15 protein-coding genes are annotated in these 19,471 nt (G+C 59.4%); 8 read left to right on the plus strand and 7 right to left on the minus strand.

The genetic code is table 11. The annotated features are described in order from the left end of the window. Window positions 1–121 precede the first annotated feature (121 nt). From HSRCO_RS07895 to HSRCO_RS07920, 6 genes are all read right to left on the minus strand, one after another. A complete protein-coding gene (locus HSRCO_RS07895) occupies window positions 122–907 on the minus strand; it encodes a sulfite exporter TauE/SafE family protein (RefSeq protein ID WP_259517072.1) in 786 nt (261 codons plus the stop codon). 608 nt (window positions 908–1,515) lie between these two features. Then, window positions 1,516–1,971, minus strand: coding sequence for a DUF2062 domain-containing protein (locus HSRCO_RS07900; protein ID WP_259517073.1), 456 nt, complete (start codon window positions 1,969–1,971; stop codon window positions 1,516–1,518). 85 nt (window positions 1,972–2,056) lie between these two features. Further along, window positions 2,057–3,298: a transposase gene (locus tag HSRCO_RS07905; RefSeq protein ID WP_259516940.1), complete on the minus strand. Its 1,242-nt coding sequence runs from the start codon at window positions 3,296–3,298 to the stop codon at window positions 2,057–2,059. A gap of 1 nt (window position 3,299) precedes the next feature. Further along, window positions 3,300–3,704, minus strand: coding sequence for an IS200/IS605-like element ISHbo4 family transposase (gene tnpA / locus HSRCO_RS07910; protein WP_259516939.1), 405 nt, complete (start codon window positions 3,702–3,704; stop codon window positions 3,300–3,302). A 310-nt stretch (window positions 3,705–4,014) separates the two neighbouring features. Then, window positions 4,015–5,667: an ATP-binding protein gene (locus HSRCO_RS07915; RefSeq protein ID WP_259517075.1), complete on the minus strand. Its 1,653-nt coding sequence runs from the start codon at window positions 5,665–5,667 to the stop codon at window positions 4,015–4,017. A gap of 94 nt (window positions 5,668–5,761) precedes the next feature. Beyond that, the gene (locus HSRCO_RS07920; RefSeq protein WP_259517076.1) at window positions 5,762–7,600 is read right to left on the minus strand and encodes a methyl-accepting chemotaxis protein; all 1,839 of its coding nucleotides are present in this window, start codon (window positions 7,598–7,600) and stop codon (window positions 5,762–5,764) included. 576 nt (window positions 7,601–8,176) lie between these two features. On the opposite strand from HSRCO_RS07920, the gene fen reads away from it, so the two are divergent. From fen to gatE, 5 genes are all read left to right on the plus strand, one after another. Further along, entirely contained in the window at window positions 8,177–9,160 is a 984-nt protein-coding gene (gene fen, locus HSRCO_RS07925; protein WP_259517077.1) for a flap endonuclease-1, read from the plus strand. Window positions 9,161–9,294: 134 nt separating this feature from the next. Then, window positions 9,295–10,704, plus strand: a complete 1,410-nt coding sequence (locus tag HSRCO_RS07930) for an aspartate ammonia-lyase (protein ID WP_259517078.1) — start codon at window positions 9,295–9,297, stop codon at window positions 10,702–10,704. Between the two features lie 41 nt (window positions 10,705–10,745). Further along, window positions 10,746–11,207 (plus strand): PH domain-containing protein, encoded by a 462-nt coding sequence (locus HSRCO_RS07935; protein WP_259517080.1) that lies wholly within the window; start codon window positions 10,746–10,748, stop codon window positions 11,205–11,207. Continuing rightward, window positions 11,204–12,691, plus strand: a complete 1,488-nt coding sequence (locus HSRCO_RS07940) for a PH domain-containing protein (RefSeq protein WP_259517081.1) — start codon at window positions 11,204–11,206, stop codon at window positions 12,689–12,691. Before HSRCO_RS07935 ends, HSRCO_RS07940 begins: the two co-directional genes overlap by 4 nt. Before the next feature lie 35 nt (window positions 12,692–12,726). Next, window positions 12,727–14,595: a Glu-tRNA(Gln) amidotransferase subunit GatE gene (gene gatE / locus HSRCO_RS07945; RefSeq protein ID WP_259517082.1), complete on the plus strand. Its 1,869-nt coding sequence runs from the start codon at window positions 12,727–12,729 to the stop codon at window positions 14,593–14,595. Here gatE and HSRCO_RS07950 read toward each other — a convergent pair. Next, entirely contained in the window at window positions 14,592–15,080 is a 489-nt protein-coding gene (locus HSRCO_RS07950) for an Lrp/AsnC family transcriptional regulator (protein WP_259517083.1), read from the minus strand. The two genes, gatE and HSRCO_RS07950, sit on opposite strands and share 4 nt — an antisense overlap. Window positions 15,081–15,238: 158 nt before the next feature. Here HSRCO_RS07950 and HSRCO_RS07955 point away from each other — a divergent pair, with 158 nt between their 5' ends. The 3 genes from HSRCO_RS07955 (at window position 15,239) to ppc (ending at window position 19,465) form a co-directional block, all read left to right on the plus strand. Next, the gene (locus tag HSRCO_RS07955) at window positions 15,239–16,195 is read left to right on the plus strand and encodes a DMT family transporter (protein WP_259517085.1); all 957 of its coding nucleotides are present in this window, start codon (window positions 15,239–15,241) and stop codon (window positions 16,193–16,195) included. Between the two features lie 40 nt (window positions 16,196–16,235). Then, the gene (locus HSRCO_RS07960) at window positions 16,236–16,685 is read left to right on the plus strand and encodes a MaoC family dehydratase (RefSeq protein WP_259517087.1); all 450 of its coding nucleotides are present in this window, start codon (window positions 16,236–16,238) and stop codon (window positions 16,683–16,685) included. Between the two features lie 89 nt (window positions 16,686–16,774). Beyond that, window positions 16,775–19,465, plus strand: coding sequence for a phosphoenolpyruvate carboxylase (gene ppc, locus HSRCO_RS07965; protein WP_259517088.1), 2,691 nt, complete (start codon window positions 16,775–16,777; stop codon window positions 19,463–19,465). The last annotated feature ends 6 nt before the right edge of the window (window positions 19,466–19,471 follow it).

The following is a 19,471-nucleotide window of genomic DNA, read 5'->3' on the forward strand; positions in this document are numbered from 1 at the left end:
ACCCGTCCTGGCCCATCACCGGTGACCATCTGTCTGTGACTGAGGTCACACGGGATGTGTGACCGCCCCCCACGAAAGAGGAATCGTCTCCCCAAATCGATCTGGCCGGTTGCTGGATGCCTTACACGATACCGAGACCCGACAATACCAGCCGGAAACCGATGACAGTCAGCAGTACCGAGACGACGGCGTTCTGCGTCGAAGGCGTCGTACTGGCGCGAAATCTCGCTCCGATCGAGACGCCGATCAATCCGATACCGGCGACCACTATCGAAAGGTAGAGTAACGATCCCGGGCCGTACAACCCGAGGACCGACGCGAGACCGACACGGACCGTCGAGACCCCGAGGAATATCAACGCGAGCACGCCGACGAAGACTTCCCGATCGACGTCGACGGTGTCCAGATAGGCGACTACCTGGACGCCCACGTTCGAAGCACCGAACACGAACCCAGAGATCGTGCCGAGAACTACCTGGATGGGCACCGTGTCCATCGGTGTCGAATCGAGTCTTCGTTCGATTCGGGTCGGGAGGATCGATCGCTGATTCGCCACGACGTATCCGAGAGTGAACAATCCCAGCCCGAGTGCGAAAACCGACGCGGGAATCGCGTTCAACAGCGCCATCCCGACTGCGGTTCCGAGGATTGCCGCGAGAACGTAGGGCCAAAATCGACGGACGCAGGTTCGAAGCCGCTCTTCGTCGAGTTCACGGGCGAGGGAGACGTTGGCGGCCAACAGCGGAATGATCATGACCGTCACGGCATCGGCCGGCGGAAGGACGACTGCGAGCGAGGCCGTACTGACGACCGCATAGCCGAATCCGGCGAACCCAACGACGAGACCGCCGGCGAAGACGATGGCCGCGACGAGTATCCCCTCGGTCGATACGATCCCGAGACTCATCGTGTGCGAGAACCACTCCCGGTGCTATGAACCTGGGGCTACCGGCCTATCTCACCACCGAGAGGACCGTCGAGAATCGCCCATCGACCAGGCAGTGACCGATTTCCGAATCCGGGTTACCGGTGTCACACTCACTTACCGCATGCTCAGCAAGCGCTCATGCTTGCGTCGACGAATTATCCATTGGAGTCGGTGTTCGGGCATTGGCTACCTCCCCCACTCCCCAAGTTCCGCACTGACTTCGCCCCTTTCAACCGCCTGCACTTGCGCCGATAGTCCCTGCCCACAAAGCTCACGTCTCGTCGTGGTGGGGACGGTAAGACCCACCGCGGTAACGGTGATTGATTCGTAAGGAACGCGTGAATCGCGTACGTTTCGCCCGCCGTCCGGGATTGGTGTCTCCGCAGTCAACGCCGAGGGGATGCAGGATATGAACACGACGAACACGAACGTGGGAAGTGCGGTCAGGCCTTTGACTGGGTGACCGAACTGATGATTCATCCCAAGACGCCCACGATGTGGAGCTGTAGCGACGGTATCTGTCGACTGGCGTTTTCGACCCGTCTTCGAGGCGATCACGGGTTCGTGTCGGGTGCACTACCCCGCACCTACACGTGATCGAAGCGGCGTCGTAGGTCGTACACGATCCGCAGGGCGACGAAGTAGCCGAAGAACGCGAACGCCACTGCCAGGATGAAGTTACCGACCCAGAGTCTGACCAGGACATCCGACCCGACCGAAAGCAGTGACCCCTCGACGGTCAATCCTGGGCCTGGGCCGAGAATCCGCTGTCCGAGCCAGTAACTGCTACCGTACACACCCCACTTCACCACGGGGTTGAGGACGATGACCGATGCCAGCATGGCGATCTTGCTCAACTGTCGAAAGAGGAGGACGAGGATGGCCATCGCCAGGAATCCAGTCCCGAGCGTGGGAAGTGCGGTGATGAACACACCGATTCCGAAGCTGAGGGCCACCTCGTGGGATGAATGGTTCTCGATGAGGGCGGACTCCAGTTCAGCCTGGACACGGTGATGGGCCCGTACCAGGCCCTCTCGCACCATCAGTATTGAAAAAGGTCGTGGACACTATCAACGCATCGACACCGTCGGCACGTCGAGACTGGTAGCACGAGTGAACTACCCTACCCTACTCGCTCACGGCTGACGCCGTATGCTCCTTGAGGGTAGGGCTTCCTGATTCAACGACGCGCTTTGCAGACACGGAGGTGTCCACAGGGAGCGCAGTCTCCACAGGCGTTTCTTCGGAGTGTCCCACTCCTACATCGTTGATACCGCGAGAAAGGATGTTCCACGCCGCGTTCGCGTCCCTGTCCGCCTCAAACCCGCAGGCGGGACAGGAATGTTCACGGACCCACAACGGCTTCTCCGTCGAGACGCCGCACGCCGCACACTCTTTCGTCGTCCCTCTCGGGTTGACCGCGACGAAGTGCGTTCCTTCACGGTCGCACTTGTATTCGAGCAACGAGAGGAACGTTCGCCACGCCGCCGATGCCGTGTTGCGGCTGTTCGACGGCGATTCCATCATCCCCTTCACGTTCAGGTCTTCGACCGCCACGAAGTCGTACTCCCGAGCGTAGTACGCCGAGAGCTTGTGAAGAAAGTCGCGGCGCTTCCGTCGGAGGTCGGCGTGACACTCCGCAACGCGCCGCCGTTGCTTCTCGTAGTTGTTCGACCCGTGTTGCTTGCGCGAGAGCTTCCGTTGCTCTCGTTCCAGTCGCTCCCGTTCGTCTGAGAGGTCGAGCGACCCGACCGCCGTGCCGTCCGTATCGTGGGCGTACTTGAGAATCCCCACGTCGATGCCGACGCACTTCTCGGGGTTCTCAGGCGGTTCGGGCGGTTCGTGGTCGATTTCGACGCCGAAGGTGGCGAACCACTCACCCGTCGGTTCCTTCTTGACCGTGACCTGTTTGAGCTTCGCGTCGTCGGGGATGGCGCGGTGGAGCCGAATCGGTATGTCCGCGAGTTTCGAGAGTGACAGTACAGTCTGACCGCCCTTCTTGTCGAGCTTGAAGCCAGACTGACTGTACGTGAAACTCCTGTACTCGCGTGGCGGCTTCCACTTGAGTTGACCGACACCGTAGCCGTTCTCCTTGAGTTTGGAGAGTCCTTTGAGGTTGTCGAACAGCCGTTCCACGACGGTTTGAAGAACCTTCGAGTACACGTCCGAGAGGCCGTCCCACCACTTCTTGAGGTTGGGGAGTTCCGACCGCAGAGTGGTCATGGACGGCAGTTCACCGTGTTCGTCTTGGTACTCGTTGAGACGGTAGAGCGTGTGGTTGTACAGTTGCCTACAAATGTCTCGGTGGCGGTCCAACTCCTCACGGTGGGCGTCGGACGGCTTGAGACGGTACTTGTAGGCGTAGTACATTCTACTCGCGTTGGTCCTCTACGTACTGTTTCAGCACATCCAGCGACACCTGCCCCGTCGAGATGAGGCAGTACGAGTCGTTCCAGAACGAGTCGCCCCACAGTTCGGTCTTGAGTTCGTCCGCGTACTCGTTGCGGATACGGCGGGCGGTCGCGCCCTTGGCCGTGTTGATGAACTTCACGAGGTCTGTGGTTGGTTTCGCTCGAAAGAGGATGTGTACGTGGTCGTCCTCGCCGTCGAGGTTCGTCAGTTCGACACCGTAGTTGTCCGTGAACCCGCTGATGACCTCGTGAATGAATTGGGTTCGCTCCTCGGTTAGCACTCCGCGCCGATACTTCGTGGTGAGTATCAGGTGGTAGTGCAGGGAATACGTCGAATGCGCTCCCGTGTCGAGGTCGTACTCCATTGGGTTCGACCAATACTATACTACCCTACTGCAAAAACGTTGTGATTGCGTGGGCCTGTGGGCCTGCTACCGAATCGTGTATGAGAACTGTGCGGCGTTGACGAGACGCAAAGCGTCTCGTTCGCACACCAGAAATCTTCGATTTCTGGGGACGCTGTATCCCCTCCCTGCTCGCCCCTCCCGTTCGGTCGGCGCTCGCTGAGGAAGGGGGCTTAGCGCCTACTTTCAGCTAAACTTACCAGTTCCTTTGACGGCCGGACGACGGTAGATCCTGAAATACACCGATAGCCAGAAGTAGAACTCGGCTTTGTCATTCACGAAGCGAGTCTTCTTGAGCTTTTGGGAGCGCAATTTTAATAATATTTCCGCGGGGAGAATTGCGTTCAATATGAAGATTGCCTCCCGAACGGGTCACTAGCAATTTGACAAGCCACAGGCCAAGACCGCTCCCATGTTGCAGCGGGGTCTGCTCTCTGTCGGCCAGCAGTATATCGATCTCGTGCTTCGATATGTACGGACCGGTATCGGCCACGTCAATCCGGACGCAATCATCAGTTTCTTCGGCAAAAATCGAAACCTCCGGTTGCTCGTCGTCGTTGTGGACGATGGCGTTCGTAATGACTTCCTTTAGTGCTTGATCGAATTTTGCACACGCCTTCACGTCTAAATTTCCAGATTTAGACACGTCAATACTGGCACCCGGATATTCGGTCTTGACTGAACTAGTAACTCTCCGAATGAGATCGCCCAGGCCGATCGTTTCTTTTTCTTGCGGTTCTGTTAATAGCGTCGTTATCTCGTGACTATTTTCTGTTAATTTTAGCAAACTATCGCTCGCCGTAATTATTTGATTGGAGGACTCTCGTGTTGCGGCTGCGGAAGCTTGTGAACGAATTAATTCGCCGTGTCCACGGATGATGTTCAATTTGTTTCGGTAGTTATGCCGCAGGAACCGGTCGAGAGCCTTCAATTGATGCACGCGTTCTTTCCGTTCTCGAATGTTTTGGAGGAGTCCAACCCAATTGACAATATCGCCCGTGTCATCAGTTACTGGGACACATTGCAGCTTAACCAAGACCTTTCCCTTTTCGCCGAGGCGGTTCGGAAATTCGATCGTCACGGCCTCACCCGACGCAGTGGATTTGCGCAGTCTCTCGATCGTGTTTGTATCCGTTTTCTCGGCGATGACGTCTTCTAATGTCGTTCCGATCGTTTCTTCACGAGAAGCGTCCAGTAACTCTAGTGCAGCATCGTTCGCATATACGATCGATCGATCGCGCCTGATTATTTCACAAATCACGACGCCGAACGACGCACCATCTATCGCTCGAATATAGCCTCGCAAAATACGCGTCAAATAATCCTGGTTCGTTTCTGCTCGAACCTGTTTGATATTGTACCTGCCAATGGCTGCACCTGTAGTTCCGCCGGCTGATCCAACGGTCGCAATCGTGGTGACCGGTCTGTAAACGGAGTGTCCATTTACGGCCCAGTTCACCATGAGTCCTCCCGTCACGAAACAAAATATGACCAACACACCGACGACCCACCACACGACCGTCCGGAGTTCACTGGTCGTCCAACTCATGCGATGTATCAAGAGAACGCTTCCGAAAAATGACAAAGAAATTAGCGCCGGAAAAACGATTCCCACGATGACCGACACGAAGCGTAGGTCTTCTGCGAGAAAACCGCTGAATACCTGGACCACGATCACACCCAGGGAAATGCCGTAGAGCAGAGCGTGGTATTGAACCGTCCGATTTAACAGCGTGGAAATTTGGATACGCTGAGGTTCAAGAAACTGTACGATAGAGGAAAGGGGGGATAAGTCAACATTGAAACGGTTGCACAGGACACGACCTCCAAATCGAATAGTGCTCATCCAGCTCCACCATCTATTTCTTATTAATCCGCTGTCGTTCGCTGCTGAATCACCGGACTCGGTCTGTGAGGTGTTCATCAAGTCCCCTCCATGACATATCAGTTTTCATCAGCAATCGGCCCCATGTATATCTCTCCGGATGGTGATAATCCAGTCGGTATCTCATCTGCGATCAGTCCGATGTCGTGCTCGCCGTCAGTGGGGGATCACCCATCTTTGCAGACTGCGGTGTTTGACTGGTAGATTTCTCCGTAACATCGAACTGTTCGACGAGTTCCTGTAGCTCACTGGCCACTTTCGAAAGGCGATCGATATTTTCACGAATTTCCGAAAGTGAGGCGGTTTGTTCTTCCGATGCTGCCGAGACATGGTTCGACTCCATAGCCGTTTCGTCCGCTGTATCGGCAACTTCTTCGATCATTGCGGCGACTTCCTCCGTCGAAGCAGCCTGGTCATCGGTGGCATCACTTATCTCTTTGATGCCGTCTTCGACTTCCTCGATAGCGGCGGCTATCTCTCCGAACGTATCGATCGCTTTTTCGATCGTGACTGTGCCCGCTTCAACGCTCTCTTCCATTTGCCGTATACTTCTCGTCATGTCATCCGTCGTCGAAGTCAGATTGCCAATCCGCTCTTCAATCTCCGTCGTTGCATTGGCGGTCTCACCTGCAAGCTCTTTGATCTCGTCTGCAACGACTCCGAATTCGCCGCCAGATTCTCTCGCCCTCGCCGCTTCGATAGAAGCATTTACCGCCAGAAGGTCAGTCTGTTTGGCTATATCATCAATCAGCTGTACGATTTCACTGATTTGTTTCACTTCCTCCTCTAACTGGGAGACTCGCTCTACGGCATCTTTTGCCTCGGTTTCGATAGTTGCTAATTCACTCGACGCTCGGGACGCCTTCTTTCGGCCTTCTTCCCCAAGCGAAACCGTAGACGAGGCTCTATCTGCAACCTCTGACGAGGAGGCAGCGATCTCCTCGATCGTCGCAGACAGGTCTTCGATTTCCCCAGAAACCTGTTGGAGATCCTCATGCTGGCTGTCCGCGCCTTGCGATATCTCCTGGACCGATTTGGCAATATCTTCGCTCGCAGTTTCGATCTCGGCGGAACTCGTAGAGACTGCCTGGCTCGTTTCGGCGACGGTATCCGAGACCTCACGAACGGCGCGGATACTATCGGCAATGCTATCGACTCCTTCATCTAAATCCGAGAGCACCTCGCCATACCGGTGTGGGAGAGTCGTATCGAGGTTCATATCAAGTCGGCCATTTTTTAGATCTGTGCTGGCCTGCGAAATTTCTTCGAACCCACCTTCGAGTTGATTGAGAGCATCGTCGAGGTCACGGAGAACCGCACCGTACCTGCCAGGTTTGTCGGTATCAATTTGGAGATCCAGATGACCTGATTCGAGACTCTGGCTCGCGTTTTCGATCTCACGAAAACTATCATCCAGGGTGGACATTCCAGTATTCAAATTTTGGAGAGCTAACCCATATTGTCCAGGATACGCCGCATCAACCTCGGATTCTAGCTTTCCGGTTTCGAGGTTTATGCTCAACTCGCGAATATCGCCAAACACACCCGATAGTCGTAGTTGCATCGTTTCGAAAGATCGCATAAGATCGCCGATCTCGTCGGACTGAGTCGTGTCGGTGACCTGTCGGTCAAGCTCACCCTCAGCTATCGATGTTGCGATCGATTCCATCTGACCGATCGGCTCGATCAAATCGCGTTGGACCATCAGCAAGGTGTTGAGACCCGCAAGAATCGCCAGGGCGAACACCACACCGAACACGGCGAGTTCTACGAGAGCGAACTCCTGGAGGAAAACCCGCCATCCCATCATTACGACACCGAGGACGAAAACGGCGATCATTCCCACGAATTGGGCTGCTGTCACCGTAACGATTTTGCGCCGTACTGATTTGGTCAGGCCGAATGCCCCCATACCTCGCCAGAGAATATCTTCGTATCGATCAAGACCCTCACGTAAAATGTTCTTAATCATTGGAGTCTCCCTCCTCCATCGATATCTCATTCCCACTAATGGTCATATTTATAGAATATTTTCGTACAGCTGTGTTGACTATGTTCCATAACACTCCAGAATATACCGTAGCGATGGACGTGGCCCCGTTCGATACATATGGTAGTCTACACCCCGATAGCCGCCTCCACCATGTCGCAAACATCATACAATAGGTATTAATACTTGCCACCAGATTATTATTTCAAGGTCCAGTTTCAGTGGTGAAACAATATTGAGAATCCGTGGACCATCGAAAATTGCCGAAATTATCGGCCAAAATAACGAACTGCTCAGAAATCGATTGTGGCAGCAAACGATATACCGCCGAGATAATGGTGGTTTACCAGCACCATCCTCTCTTTCGACGTCGCTTTACGTCACACGGAATTGATCTCGATTGCCTCGTTAGTACTGCTGAAGCGGTAGATTTCTGGCATGAATTACTTCGAATCCCTCAATAGTAATACTCCTCCTGTCCCATTTTTAGTACTCCTCCGACCAGTACCACGGTCACAACCTCGACGGTTAAATCACGGGCCATACAATATCACCACGATGGGAAACGCTGACCTCCGGCAATTGGCCGTAATCGAGGAGGTGTCCTTCGACGACCTCGACGGAGACGTCGTCGCCGTCGACGCGCACAACTGGCTGTATCGGTATCTCACGATCACGGTCAAGTTCACGAACGAGTCCGTCTACACGACGAGCGCGGGCGAGGAGGTCGCCAACCTGATCGGTATCGTCCAGGGCCTCCCGAAGTTCTTCGAGAACGACTTGACGCCGGTCTTCGTCTTCGACGGGAGCGTCACGGAACTCAAAGCCGAAGAGATCGAGGATCGTCGAGAAGCCAAAGCAGCTGCGGAGGAGAAACTCGCCGAGGCCCGGGAGGCAGGTGACGCGATAGCGGCGGCCCGGTTCGAATCCAGAACCCAGCGACTCACGGAGACGATCCACGAGACGACCCGGGGATTACTCGACCGACTCGACGTGCCCTACATCGAGGCACCCGCCGAGGGTGAGGCACAGGCGGCGTACATGGCCCGAACCGACGAAGCTGTCGACTACGCCGGAAGCGAGGATTACGACACGCTCCTGCTGGGTGCCCCCGTGACGCTCAGGAAACTCACGACCAGGGGCAATCCGGAACGAATGGACTTCCAGCAGACCCTCGCGGAACACGACATCACCTGGGAACAACTCGTCGACGTCGCCATCCTGATCGGGACCGATTTCAACGACGGACTCGCCGGGTTCGGTCCGAAGACCGCGCTCTCTTCGATCCACGAGCACGGCGACCTCTTCGCGGTCCTCGAGGCCGAGGGCGTCGAGATCGAACAGGCCGAAGCGATTCGGCAGCTGTTCCTCGACCCCGAGGTGACCGACGCCTACGACGTCGACTACGATCTGAATCCCGACATCGATGCGGCGAAGGCGTACGTGACCGAGCAGTACGAGGTTCCGGCAGACGAGGTCGAACGCGGGTTCGAGCGGATCGAGGAGTCAGTGACACAGACCGGGCTGGATCGCTGGACCTGACCGGGTTTCGTCGCTGAACCTGAGTGAACATCGTCGCTGGAGCTGAGCAGGTATCTTCGAGCAACCGAGGAACCGTGACCAATCCCCGGGAACGTTCAGTCGGTTTTACGACGGTTCACGAATAACGGTGAATTATGTCCGACGACTTCCGAATCGAACAGGACAGCCTCGGCGAGATGAAGGTGCCCGCGGACGCGTACTGGGGCGCCCAGACACAGCGCGCGGTCGAGAACTTCCCGATCAGCGACGAGACGTTCGATCGACGGTTCATTAGAGCCCTCGGCATCGTCAAAAAAGGGGCCGCACAGGCCAACCGCGACCTCGAGATGATCCCCGAGGACAAAGCAGACGCCATCGTCCAGGCAGCCGATGAGGTCATCGAGGGCGAACACGACGATCAGTTCCCGGTCGACATCTTCCAGACTGGATCGGGGACCTCCTCGAACATGAACGCGAACGAGGTCATCGCCAACCGCGCGACCGAGATCTACGGCGGCGAGATGGGGACGCGGGAAATTCACCCGAACGACCACGTCAACTTCGGACAGTCCTCGAACGACGTAATTCCCACGGCGATGCACGTTGCCGCCCTCGAAGCCGTCGTCAAGGACGTCGAGCCCGGCCTCGAGAAACTCCACGACTCCCTCGCAGAGAAAGAAGAGGAATTCGACGACGTCGTGAAGACGGGACGGACCCACCTGCAGGACGCGACACCGATCCGGCTCGGCCAGGAGTTCAGTGGCTACCGCGCCCAGATCGAGAAGGGACTCGTTCGCGTAGAGAACGCGAAGGCACACCTCCGCGAGCTCGCCCTCGGTGGGACGGCCGTCGGGACCGGACTCAACACCCATCCCGAGTTCCCCGAACTGGCCGCCGAGTACATCTCCGAGACGACGGGCATCCAGTACCGCGAGGCGGACAACCACTACGAGGCACAGGCCGCCCACGACGCGATGGGCGAGGCCCACGGCGCCCTCCGGACCGTCGCTGGCTCGCTCAACAAGATCGCGAACGACCTCAGACTGCTCGCGTCAGGCCCACGCAATGGTCTGAACGAGGTCGAACAACCGGAGAACCAGCCCGGGTCGTCCATCATGCCCGGCAAGATCAACCCGGTGGTCGCGGAGGCCATCAACCAGGTGCACAAGCAGGTCGTCGGTAACGACGCCGCCGTCGCGGCGGGGGCCGCGGAGGGACAGATCGACCTCAACCTCTACAAGCCGATTCTTGCCAACAACTTCCTGCAGTCGGCCCGCCTCATCGCGAACGGCAGCGACGTCTTCGCCGAGAAGTTCGTCGACAAGCTGGAGGCCGACCGAGAGGAGTGCGAAGAGCAGGTCGAACAGAGCATGGCGCTCGCGACCGCGCTCAACCCGACCATCGGCTACGACAAGGCCTCCGAGGTCGCCAAGGAAGCCCTCAAGAAGGGCAAGACGATCCGAGAGGTCGTCCTGGAGAAGGGCTATCTCACCGAGGACGAAGCAGACGAAGTCATCGACCCCGAGAAGATGACCGAGCGTGGCATCCTGACCGGCGACGACTGAAGACCCCCTGTTTTCTTTAGGGAAGCGGCCGCCCTCACTATATGGAACGACTCGACCCCCGCGTCCGGTTCGTCTGGGCTATCGGGGCCATCGCCAGAGCCCTCGTCGTCGGGGTCGTCGCGACCGGAATCGTCGTCTTCTTGACCGACCGCTCGATCTGGATCGGATTCGGGGTCGGCGCAGTCGTGCTGGCACTCGGACTCGGTCACGCCCTCCTCCGGTACCGTATCTGGCGGTTCGAGGTGCAAGATGACGCGCTATACCTGGAACGCGGCGTACTCACCCGGGTCAGAACCGTCGTCCCCTACGTGCGCATCCAGCACGTCGACACCCAGCGAGGACCCGTCGACCGAATCGCCGGCATCGGGAGCGTCGTGGTGTACACGGCTGGGTCCCGGGGGGCAGACGTCGCGATCCCGGGCCTGGATCCCGAACGGGCGACGGCGTTACAACACCGACTGCGTTCGCTGGTCGGTGAATCCGAATCCGAGGACGCCGTATGAGGCTACACCCCCTGACGATCCTCCTGGAAGGCGTCGGCCGTGCGTTCGGGGCCGGCATCGCCGGGTTCACGATAGGGAGCGTCCTGGGAACCGTCCTGGTCGCCCGCGGGTTCCTTCCCACCGCCGCGTCCACCGCAGGTGTCCCACTGGCTATCCTGTTCGGGGCGATCGCCGTCGGGTACGAGTTCGCCCACTATCGACACTTCGAGTACGAACTGACGGCGAATTCCCTCGACATCACGTCGGGCGTATTCTTCAGACGCGAACGAGAGATCCCGCTCGGTCGGATCCAGAACGTCGACATCTCGCGGGACGTGTTCGCCCGGCTCCTCGGCGTGGCCGTCGTCAGCGTCGAAACGGCTGGCGGCGGCGAGACCGAGGCACGTCTCCGCTACGTCGGGTTCGAGGAATCGCGCCGGCTCCAGGAACAGATCAGACAACGGAAACGAACCGCGATAGCCGATACCGAAGAGGAAGGCGAAGCGGAACCCGAGGAACGTGAACTGCTGTTCGCCCTCTCGGATCAGGACCTGTTGCTGTTGAGTGTCCTCTCGTTCGATCCCCGCATCCTCTCGGTGGTGTTCGTCGTGGCGCCCGCACTCGGACCCAACATTGTCCCGGATATCGACACCGCGGGGAGTTTCGCCGTGGCAATCTTTGTCGTCCTCGGTGCGGTGGCCACCGTCGTCGCACTCTGGGCGTTCTCGGCAGCGGCGACGTTCGTCCAGTTCTACGGATTCAAACTCCACCGACTCGGCGACGAACTCCAGTACGAACGCGGGTTGGTCCAGCGCTACGACGGTAGCATCCCGACGGACAAGATACAGACACTCGTCGTGGAGGAGAACGTCCTCATGCGGCAGTTCCGCTACGCTGGCCTCAGCGTCGATACCGCCGGATACGCACCCGGATCGACACCGACGGGTGGGTCGGAGGCCGCGATACCACTCGCCGCGAAATCGGCCGTCTACGATCTCGCTCGCGACATCGAACCGTTCGAGCGACCGAGTATCGAACGACCGCCGAAACGCGCGCGTCGGCGCTACTTCGCGCGATACTCGCTCGTGGTGGCCGGCCTCTCGGGCATCGCGTTTGCCATCTCCACCTACCTCGTGGCGTTCCCGTGGTACTGGCTACTCGCCCTCCTGGTCGCCGTCCCGTTCGCGGCCGACAGGAAGTGGCGCCACCGTGGCTGGGCGCTCGGTCCGGGATACGCGTTCACCCGAACGGGATTCTTCCGACGGAAGACCCACGTCGTTCCGGACTTCCGTGTACAGACCGTGATCGAACGGCAGTCGCTGTTCCAGCGACGCTGGTCGATCGCCAGCGTCGTCGTCGACACCGCCAGTTCCAGTGGCCTGATGGGCAGCGACGCCGTGGCCATCGACCTCGACGTCGAGGACGCCCACGCACTCCGCGAGTCGATTCGAGACCGACTCCAGCAGGCACTCGGTGATCGGCGAATCGGGCCGGACGGAGACTGAACGATTTTTACCGTTCGCCTGCGCATCGAAGAGTAATGAGCGAGTACGACTACGAGGACCTGGGGCTCGTCGCCGGTCTCGAGATCCACCAGCAACTCGACACGGCGACGAAACTGTTCTGTGCGTGTCCGACACGACTCCGGGAACCCGAGGCGTCAGATCGGAGTATCACCCGGTACCTGCATCCGACGGCGAGCGAACTGGGGGAGATCGACGATGCGGCACTCGAAGAGAGCAAGGTCGAACGGGAGTTCGAGTATCTCGCATACGATTCGACCTGTCTCGTCGAGGAGGACGACGAACCGCCACACCGCCTGGACGAGGAGGCACTCGACACGGTCCTCGAGATCGCCCAGATGATGGAGATGACCCCCGTCGACGAGGCTCACGTCATGCGAAAGGTGGTCATCGACGGCTCCAACACCTCCGGTTTCCAGCGTACGTCGCTCGTCGCCCAGGACGGGCAGATCGAGACGAGCGAGGGACCGGTCGGCATCGAGGACATCATGCTGGAAGAAGAGAGCGCGAAACGGATCGAAGAGACCGACGAAGGCGTGACATTCGGTCTGGACCGACTCGGTATCCCGCTCGTCGAGATCGGCACCGATCCGGACATCAGATCGCCGGCCCAGGCACGCGAGGCCGCGGAACGAATCGGCATGCTCCTCAGGTCCACCGGCAAAGTCAAACGCGGCCTCGGATCGATCCGCCAGGACGTCAACGTCTCCATCGCGGACGGGGCTCGCGTGGAGATGAAGGGGGTCCAGAGCCTCGACGATATCGACGATCTGGTCCGAAACGAAGTCCACCGACAGGTCCGCCTGCTCGACATCAAAGACACGCTTCAATCGCGAGACGCCAGTGTCGGAGACCCCGAACCCGTCACCCACGTCTTCGAGGAGACCGACAGTGGCGTCATCAGGGGAGCGCTGGACGCGGGCGGCGAGGTATGGGCCGTTCCGCTCGTCGGCTTCGACGGTGTCGTCGGCGAGGAGATCCAGCCGGATAGACGGCTGGGTACGGAGTTCTCCGATCACGCCAAGCGCCACGGCGCCGGTGGCATCTTCCACACCGACGAACTGCCAGCGTACGGCGTCACCGAGGCGGAAGTGACTGCAGTGTGCGAGACGGTCGACGCTGGACCGGACGACGCGGTCGCCATCGTCGCCGACGACCCAGATATCGCCGAGCAGGCCATCGAGTCCGTCGCTGAACGGGCCACTGTCGCCCTCGAGGGCGTCCCCGAAGAGACGCGGGGTGCGACCGAGGACGCGACCTCCGAATACCTGCGACCGCTTCCGGGCGCCGCTCGGATGTACCCCGAGACCGACGTTCCACCCGTCCGTCCCGACCCGGCCGACGTGGAGACGCCGGAGTTGCTCACCGAGAAGGTCGAGCGCTACCAGACGGCGTTCGACCTTGACGAAGGGCTCGCCAGGCAGGTGGCGTACGGCAGACGGTGGGACATCTTCGAATCTGCGGTCGACGGTGGGGTGGACGCGACGCTCGCAGCGCAAACGCTCGAATCGACCGTCACGGAGCTGCGTCGGGACGACGTCCCCGTCGACCGACTCACCGACGAGCACTTCGAACAGACCTTGTCCCTCGTAAAGGAGGGCGAACTGGCACAGGAGGGCGTCCCGGCGTTGCTCGAAGCCCTGGCCGAAGAGCCATCGCTTTCGGCTGAAGCGGCAGCGGAGGCGCAAGGTCTCGGCAGTGCTGGATCCGACGAAGTTCGCGACGCCGTTCAGGCCGTCGTCGAGCGCAACGCCGAACAGGTCGAAGCGGAAGGAATGGGGGCGTTCTCGGCGCTCATGGGTGAGTGCATGGGCGAACTTCGGGGGAAGGCGGACGGCGACCTCGTGAGTGACGTCCTTCGTGAGGAGATCCAGAGGCGAGCCTAATCCTCGGCCGTCAACTCGTCGATCAACGTCTCGATGCTGTAACTACGCAACGCAGGTTCGTTGTCGCGCAGCGGTTTGACCACGAACGTCGAGTTCGTCCGTTCGACCTCGTCGATCGCCTCGAAGTCCCGGATCAGTCGTTCGACCTTGTCGCTGTCGGGGAGTCTGGCGATGACGACGAAATCGGTCTCGCCCATGGTGAAGTACGCCTGGGTAACGCCCTCGATGTCGAGGAGTTGGTCGGCGACGTCGTCGTAGGAGTCGCTGTAGTCGGCGAATATCTCGACGATGACGGTCACACCGAGTCCGAGTTCCTCGAGATCGAGATCGTAGAGGTCGTTCTCGATGATACCGTCCTGTCTGAGGTTGTTCAATCGGTAGTGGATGGTCGAGACGGGGATGTCCGTTGCCCGATTGATCTGTTCGGGACTGCCGGTCCCCAGTTCGGCGATGGCCTTCAGGATTCGAAGGTCACGTTCGTCCATCAGTACGTCGTACTCCGGGGGAGCACTTAACCGCAGGCGGTCGCCAGGTGCCGATACGTAGCTGCAAAATCTTCCGATTGGTATACGGATACATGCAAGGAATATGGTTTTGTTTGTAGTCAACTTTAAGAACTATGGGTACTTTCGAATTTAATAACATGGACTTCGGACACGACGGGTTCACCCCACGGATGACGGGTGTGCTCTTCTTGCTGCTCGCCGGCATCTGGGGCACCGCCTTCGTCGCCATCGAAATCGGATTGCATCACTTCCCACCACTGACCTTCGCTGGACTTCGATACCTCGTCGCCGGCGCCATCGTCATCGCGTACGCGCGGATGACGACGTCCTACCTGTACCCACGCAATCGACGCGACGTCCTGAAGATCGCCGTCTTCGCGGTGTTCTTCATCTTCGGCAACCACGCGTTCCTCTATCTCGGCGAGCAGTACGTCTCGGGGGCCATCGCGGCCGTCGTCGTGAGCCTCTCACCCATCCTCACCGCAGTCTTCGCCAGTCTCCTCCTCGACGATGGAAGCCTGCACTCCCGAGAACTCGTGGGATTCCTCGCCGGCGTCGCGGGTGTCGTCGTCATCGCACAACCGTCCTCGGCCGCCTTCGGTGACGGTACCATGATCGGTGTCGGCCTCGTGTTCGTCGCCGCGTTGAGTTTTGCGCTGGGTGCGGTCCTCTCTCACCCGATCCCGACGACGATTCCATTGACCTCTCTCCAGGGCTGGTCGATGCTCACTGGCGCGACCATGTTGATGGTCGGTGGCACCCTCCGGGGCGAGTCGCTTGCGAGCATCGACCTCACGACGACCGCCATCTGGACCTTCGTCTATCTGACCATCGTCTCCGGTGCCGTCGCGTTCCTGCTCTACTTCGCGCTCCTCGAGGAAGTCGGTCCGGCCGACCTAAACCTGGTGGGCTACCTCGAACCAGTTGGCGCGAGTCTGGTCGGATGGGCCCTCCTGGGAGACCTCATCGGCGCGAACACCGTTGGTGGCTTCGTCCTCATCTTCGCTGGCTTCGCGTTCATCAAAGGCGAGACGCTGGCCCGCCGCTTCGGCGTGCACCTCCCCTCCCGCCGGAGCCTCGAGAAGTACGTGTAACCACCAGCTATATCGTCCCGGCCTGCGCCTCTTTTTCAGGATGACGATATACTTCGAGGACCTCTCGCCAGGGGATACCGCGACGTTCGGCGCCTACGAAGTCACCGAATCGGAGATACTGGATTTCGCGACGCAGTACGATCCGCAGTGGTTCCATACCGACCCCGAACGGGCCGAAACCGAGTCAATCTACGGCGGTCTCATCGCCAGCGGCTGGCACACCGCCGCGATGACCATGCGGATGATCGTCGACCACCATCTGGAAGACGCCATGGCACTCGGTGCCCTCGGCGTCGACGACCTCCGATGGCCGGAACCGGTGTTCCCGGGGGAGACGCTCACCGTCGAGACCGAGATCACGGAGACGCGCACCTCTGAAAGCCGTCCGGACCGTGGCATCGTAAAGACGTTCTCGCGGACGGTCAATCAGTCCGGTGACACCAAAATGGAGATGACCTCCATCGTGCTGTACGCTCGCCGCGCCGAGTGAACCGGCTCGTCGGGGGTGATTGGTGGGTGGAATCGACAAATATTGTGAATGGCCAACCGTTTTACCGTGTGAATCCTCTCCAGTATGGTGTGTCAAAACATACCAGAGATATCGAAGCGGATCTCCAATCGATCGACTCGATTCTCGAATCGGTCCTCACTGCCCAGGAAGGACCGTGGGCTGTCTCGCTTTTGGAAGACGTAGAGCGGTTGGCATCGGAGTACCGGGCTGGAGAAACGACCTCACGGGACAGTCTGCACGACAGGATCGACGAGCTCTCGACTGACCGTCAAATCACGCTCGCGAGAGCCATCACGACGTCGTTCGAACTCACTAACCTCGCCGAGGAACGGCAACGAATCCGGGAAATCGACAGACAACGGCGAGCGGGAACGCTCACTGACGACCTCGAAACTGCGGTCAAGGAACTTCTCGATAGGGACGACGGACGGATCGAAACGATCCTCGAGGACGTCTTCGTCCAACCCACGTTCACAGCCCACCCGACGGAGGCCCGCCGAAAAACCGTCAAGGCGAAACTTCGAACCATCGCGGAACGCCTCGAAACCCTGGACACCAACCGCTTGACGCCATCCGAACGGCGACGAGTCGAACGAGAACTGTCAGCTACCGTCGAGAGTCTCTGGCAGACCCCACACCTTCGTGCGGAACGACCGGACCCGTTCGACGAAGCACGGAACGTCCACTGGTACCTCCAGGAGACGCTCTTCGACGTCGTGGGGACGGTCTACGAGGAACTCGAGACGTCACTCGAGGATAATGGGGCCGAGGCCCTCGACGTGCCGCCAGTCCTCGAATTTCGGTCCTGGGCGGGCAGCGATCGGGATGGGAACCCCTACGTCACCCCGGAGGTAACCGAACGGACGCTCAACCGACAGCGCGAGATCGCGCTATCCGCCTACCGAGGACGACTCTCCGAATTGATGGACGTGCTGAGCCAGTCACGAAGCCACCTCTCACTGAGTCAGGAATTCGAACAGTCACTGGCCGCCGACCGCGACCGGTTTCCCGACCTCGTCGACGTCCTCGACGAGCGGTACCAGGACGAGCCATACCGACAGAAGATATCGCTACTGCGCGAACGGTTGAACAGAATCGACGATATCCGGCCTGGGGGATACGATGGGCCGGAATCCTTCCTCGAGGACCTCGAACTCCTCCGAGCCAGTCTCGAAGCAAACGACGCCGAGACGGTCGCGAAGGCACACGTCGATCCACTCCGTCGGCAAGCCCAGACGTTCGGGTTCGTGCTAGCGAGTCTCGATCTCAGAGATCACCAGAAAAATCACACCCAGGCTGTCGCAGAGGGGCTCGAACGGTCGGGTATCGACTACGAAGGGATGACCGAACAGGAGCGACAGCGGCTATTGACGGCCGCTATCGAACAGGACGACCCGGTCGTGGATGTGACGGCGACCGACGACCTCTCCGAGACGGCCTCCCGAGTCTTCACGCGGTTCGACCGGCTCACCGACTGGCAGGACGAATACGGTGTCGAGGCCATCGATACCTACTGCATTAGCATGACCGAAAAAGCCAGTCACGTCCTCGAGGTCCTGTTTCTCGCCGATCAGGCGGGCGTCGTCTCGCTTCCGGACCATCCCGCGCTGTCGATCGTTCCCCTGCTCGAAACGGAGCGAGCACTCTCTGGCGCACGGCGAATCATGGAGACGCTCTTCGAGAACGAACAGTATGCACAGCTGCTAGATGGCCGAGACCGCACCCAGGAGATTATGCTGGGCTACTCGGATTCGAACAAAGAGAACGGGTTTCTCGCGGCGAATTGGTCACTCCACTCCGACCAGCAACACCTCGCCCGGATCGCCGATGACCACGACGTCACTCTCAAACTGTTTCACGGTCGGGGCGGGTCCATCTCGCGCGGCGGCGGCCCGATGAACGAGGCGCTCCTCGCCCTCCCGACTGCATCCGTCACGGGTGCCGTCAAGTTCACAGAGCAGGGTGAAGCCATCGCCGAAAAGTACGCCACCCCCGCCATCGCCCAACGCAACATCGAACAGATGCTCAACGCCCAACTGCTGGCACGGCAGCAGTCTCTCGACGGTGCCTCGAGATCTATCCCAGACGAGTACGACTCGGCGATGGATACCATGGCGTCGGCCGCACAGACCGAGTATCGGGACCTCCTCGAGACCGACGGGTTCGTGGCCTACTTCGAGAGTGTGACCCCCATCTCGGTCATCGAGAAACTCAACCTCGGCTCTCGTCCTGCCTCGCGTTCGGCCGAACGCTCCGTCGAGGATCTCCGTGCTATCCCATGGGTATTCGCCTGGACTCAGTCCCGGTGGATCGTCCCTGGCTGGTACGGCCTCGGAACGGGCGTCGAAACGTACCTCGATTCGGGCGGTGATGTGGAGACCCTCCAGCGAATGTACGACGAATGGCCGTTCTTCAGAACGACCATCGACAACGCCAGTCTCGCGCTCGCCCGATCTGAACCGGAGATCGCCGAAGCGTACTCCCAGCTCGCGCCGGCCGATTTGCGAACCCAGTTTGCCCCCCGACTCTCCGAAGAGTACGGGTCGACGGTCGCTGCTGTGGGCGACATCACCGGCCGGGACCGACTGGTACAACGTGACTGGTTCGACGCGAGTCTCACGCGCCGAAACCCGCTCGTAGACCCGCTCAACGTACTTCAGGTACAGCTTCTCGACCAGACCCATCGCACGCCCGAGGAGAGCAGGGCCCTCCGATTGACCGTGAAAGGAATCGCCGCGGGCATGAACAATACCGGGTGACGCTAA

This window comes from Halanaeroarchaeum sp. HSR-CO, assembly GCF_024972755.1.
GTDB lineage: Archaea > Halobacteriota > Halobacteria > Halobacteriales > Halobacteriaceae > Halanaeroarchaeum.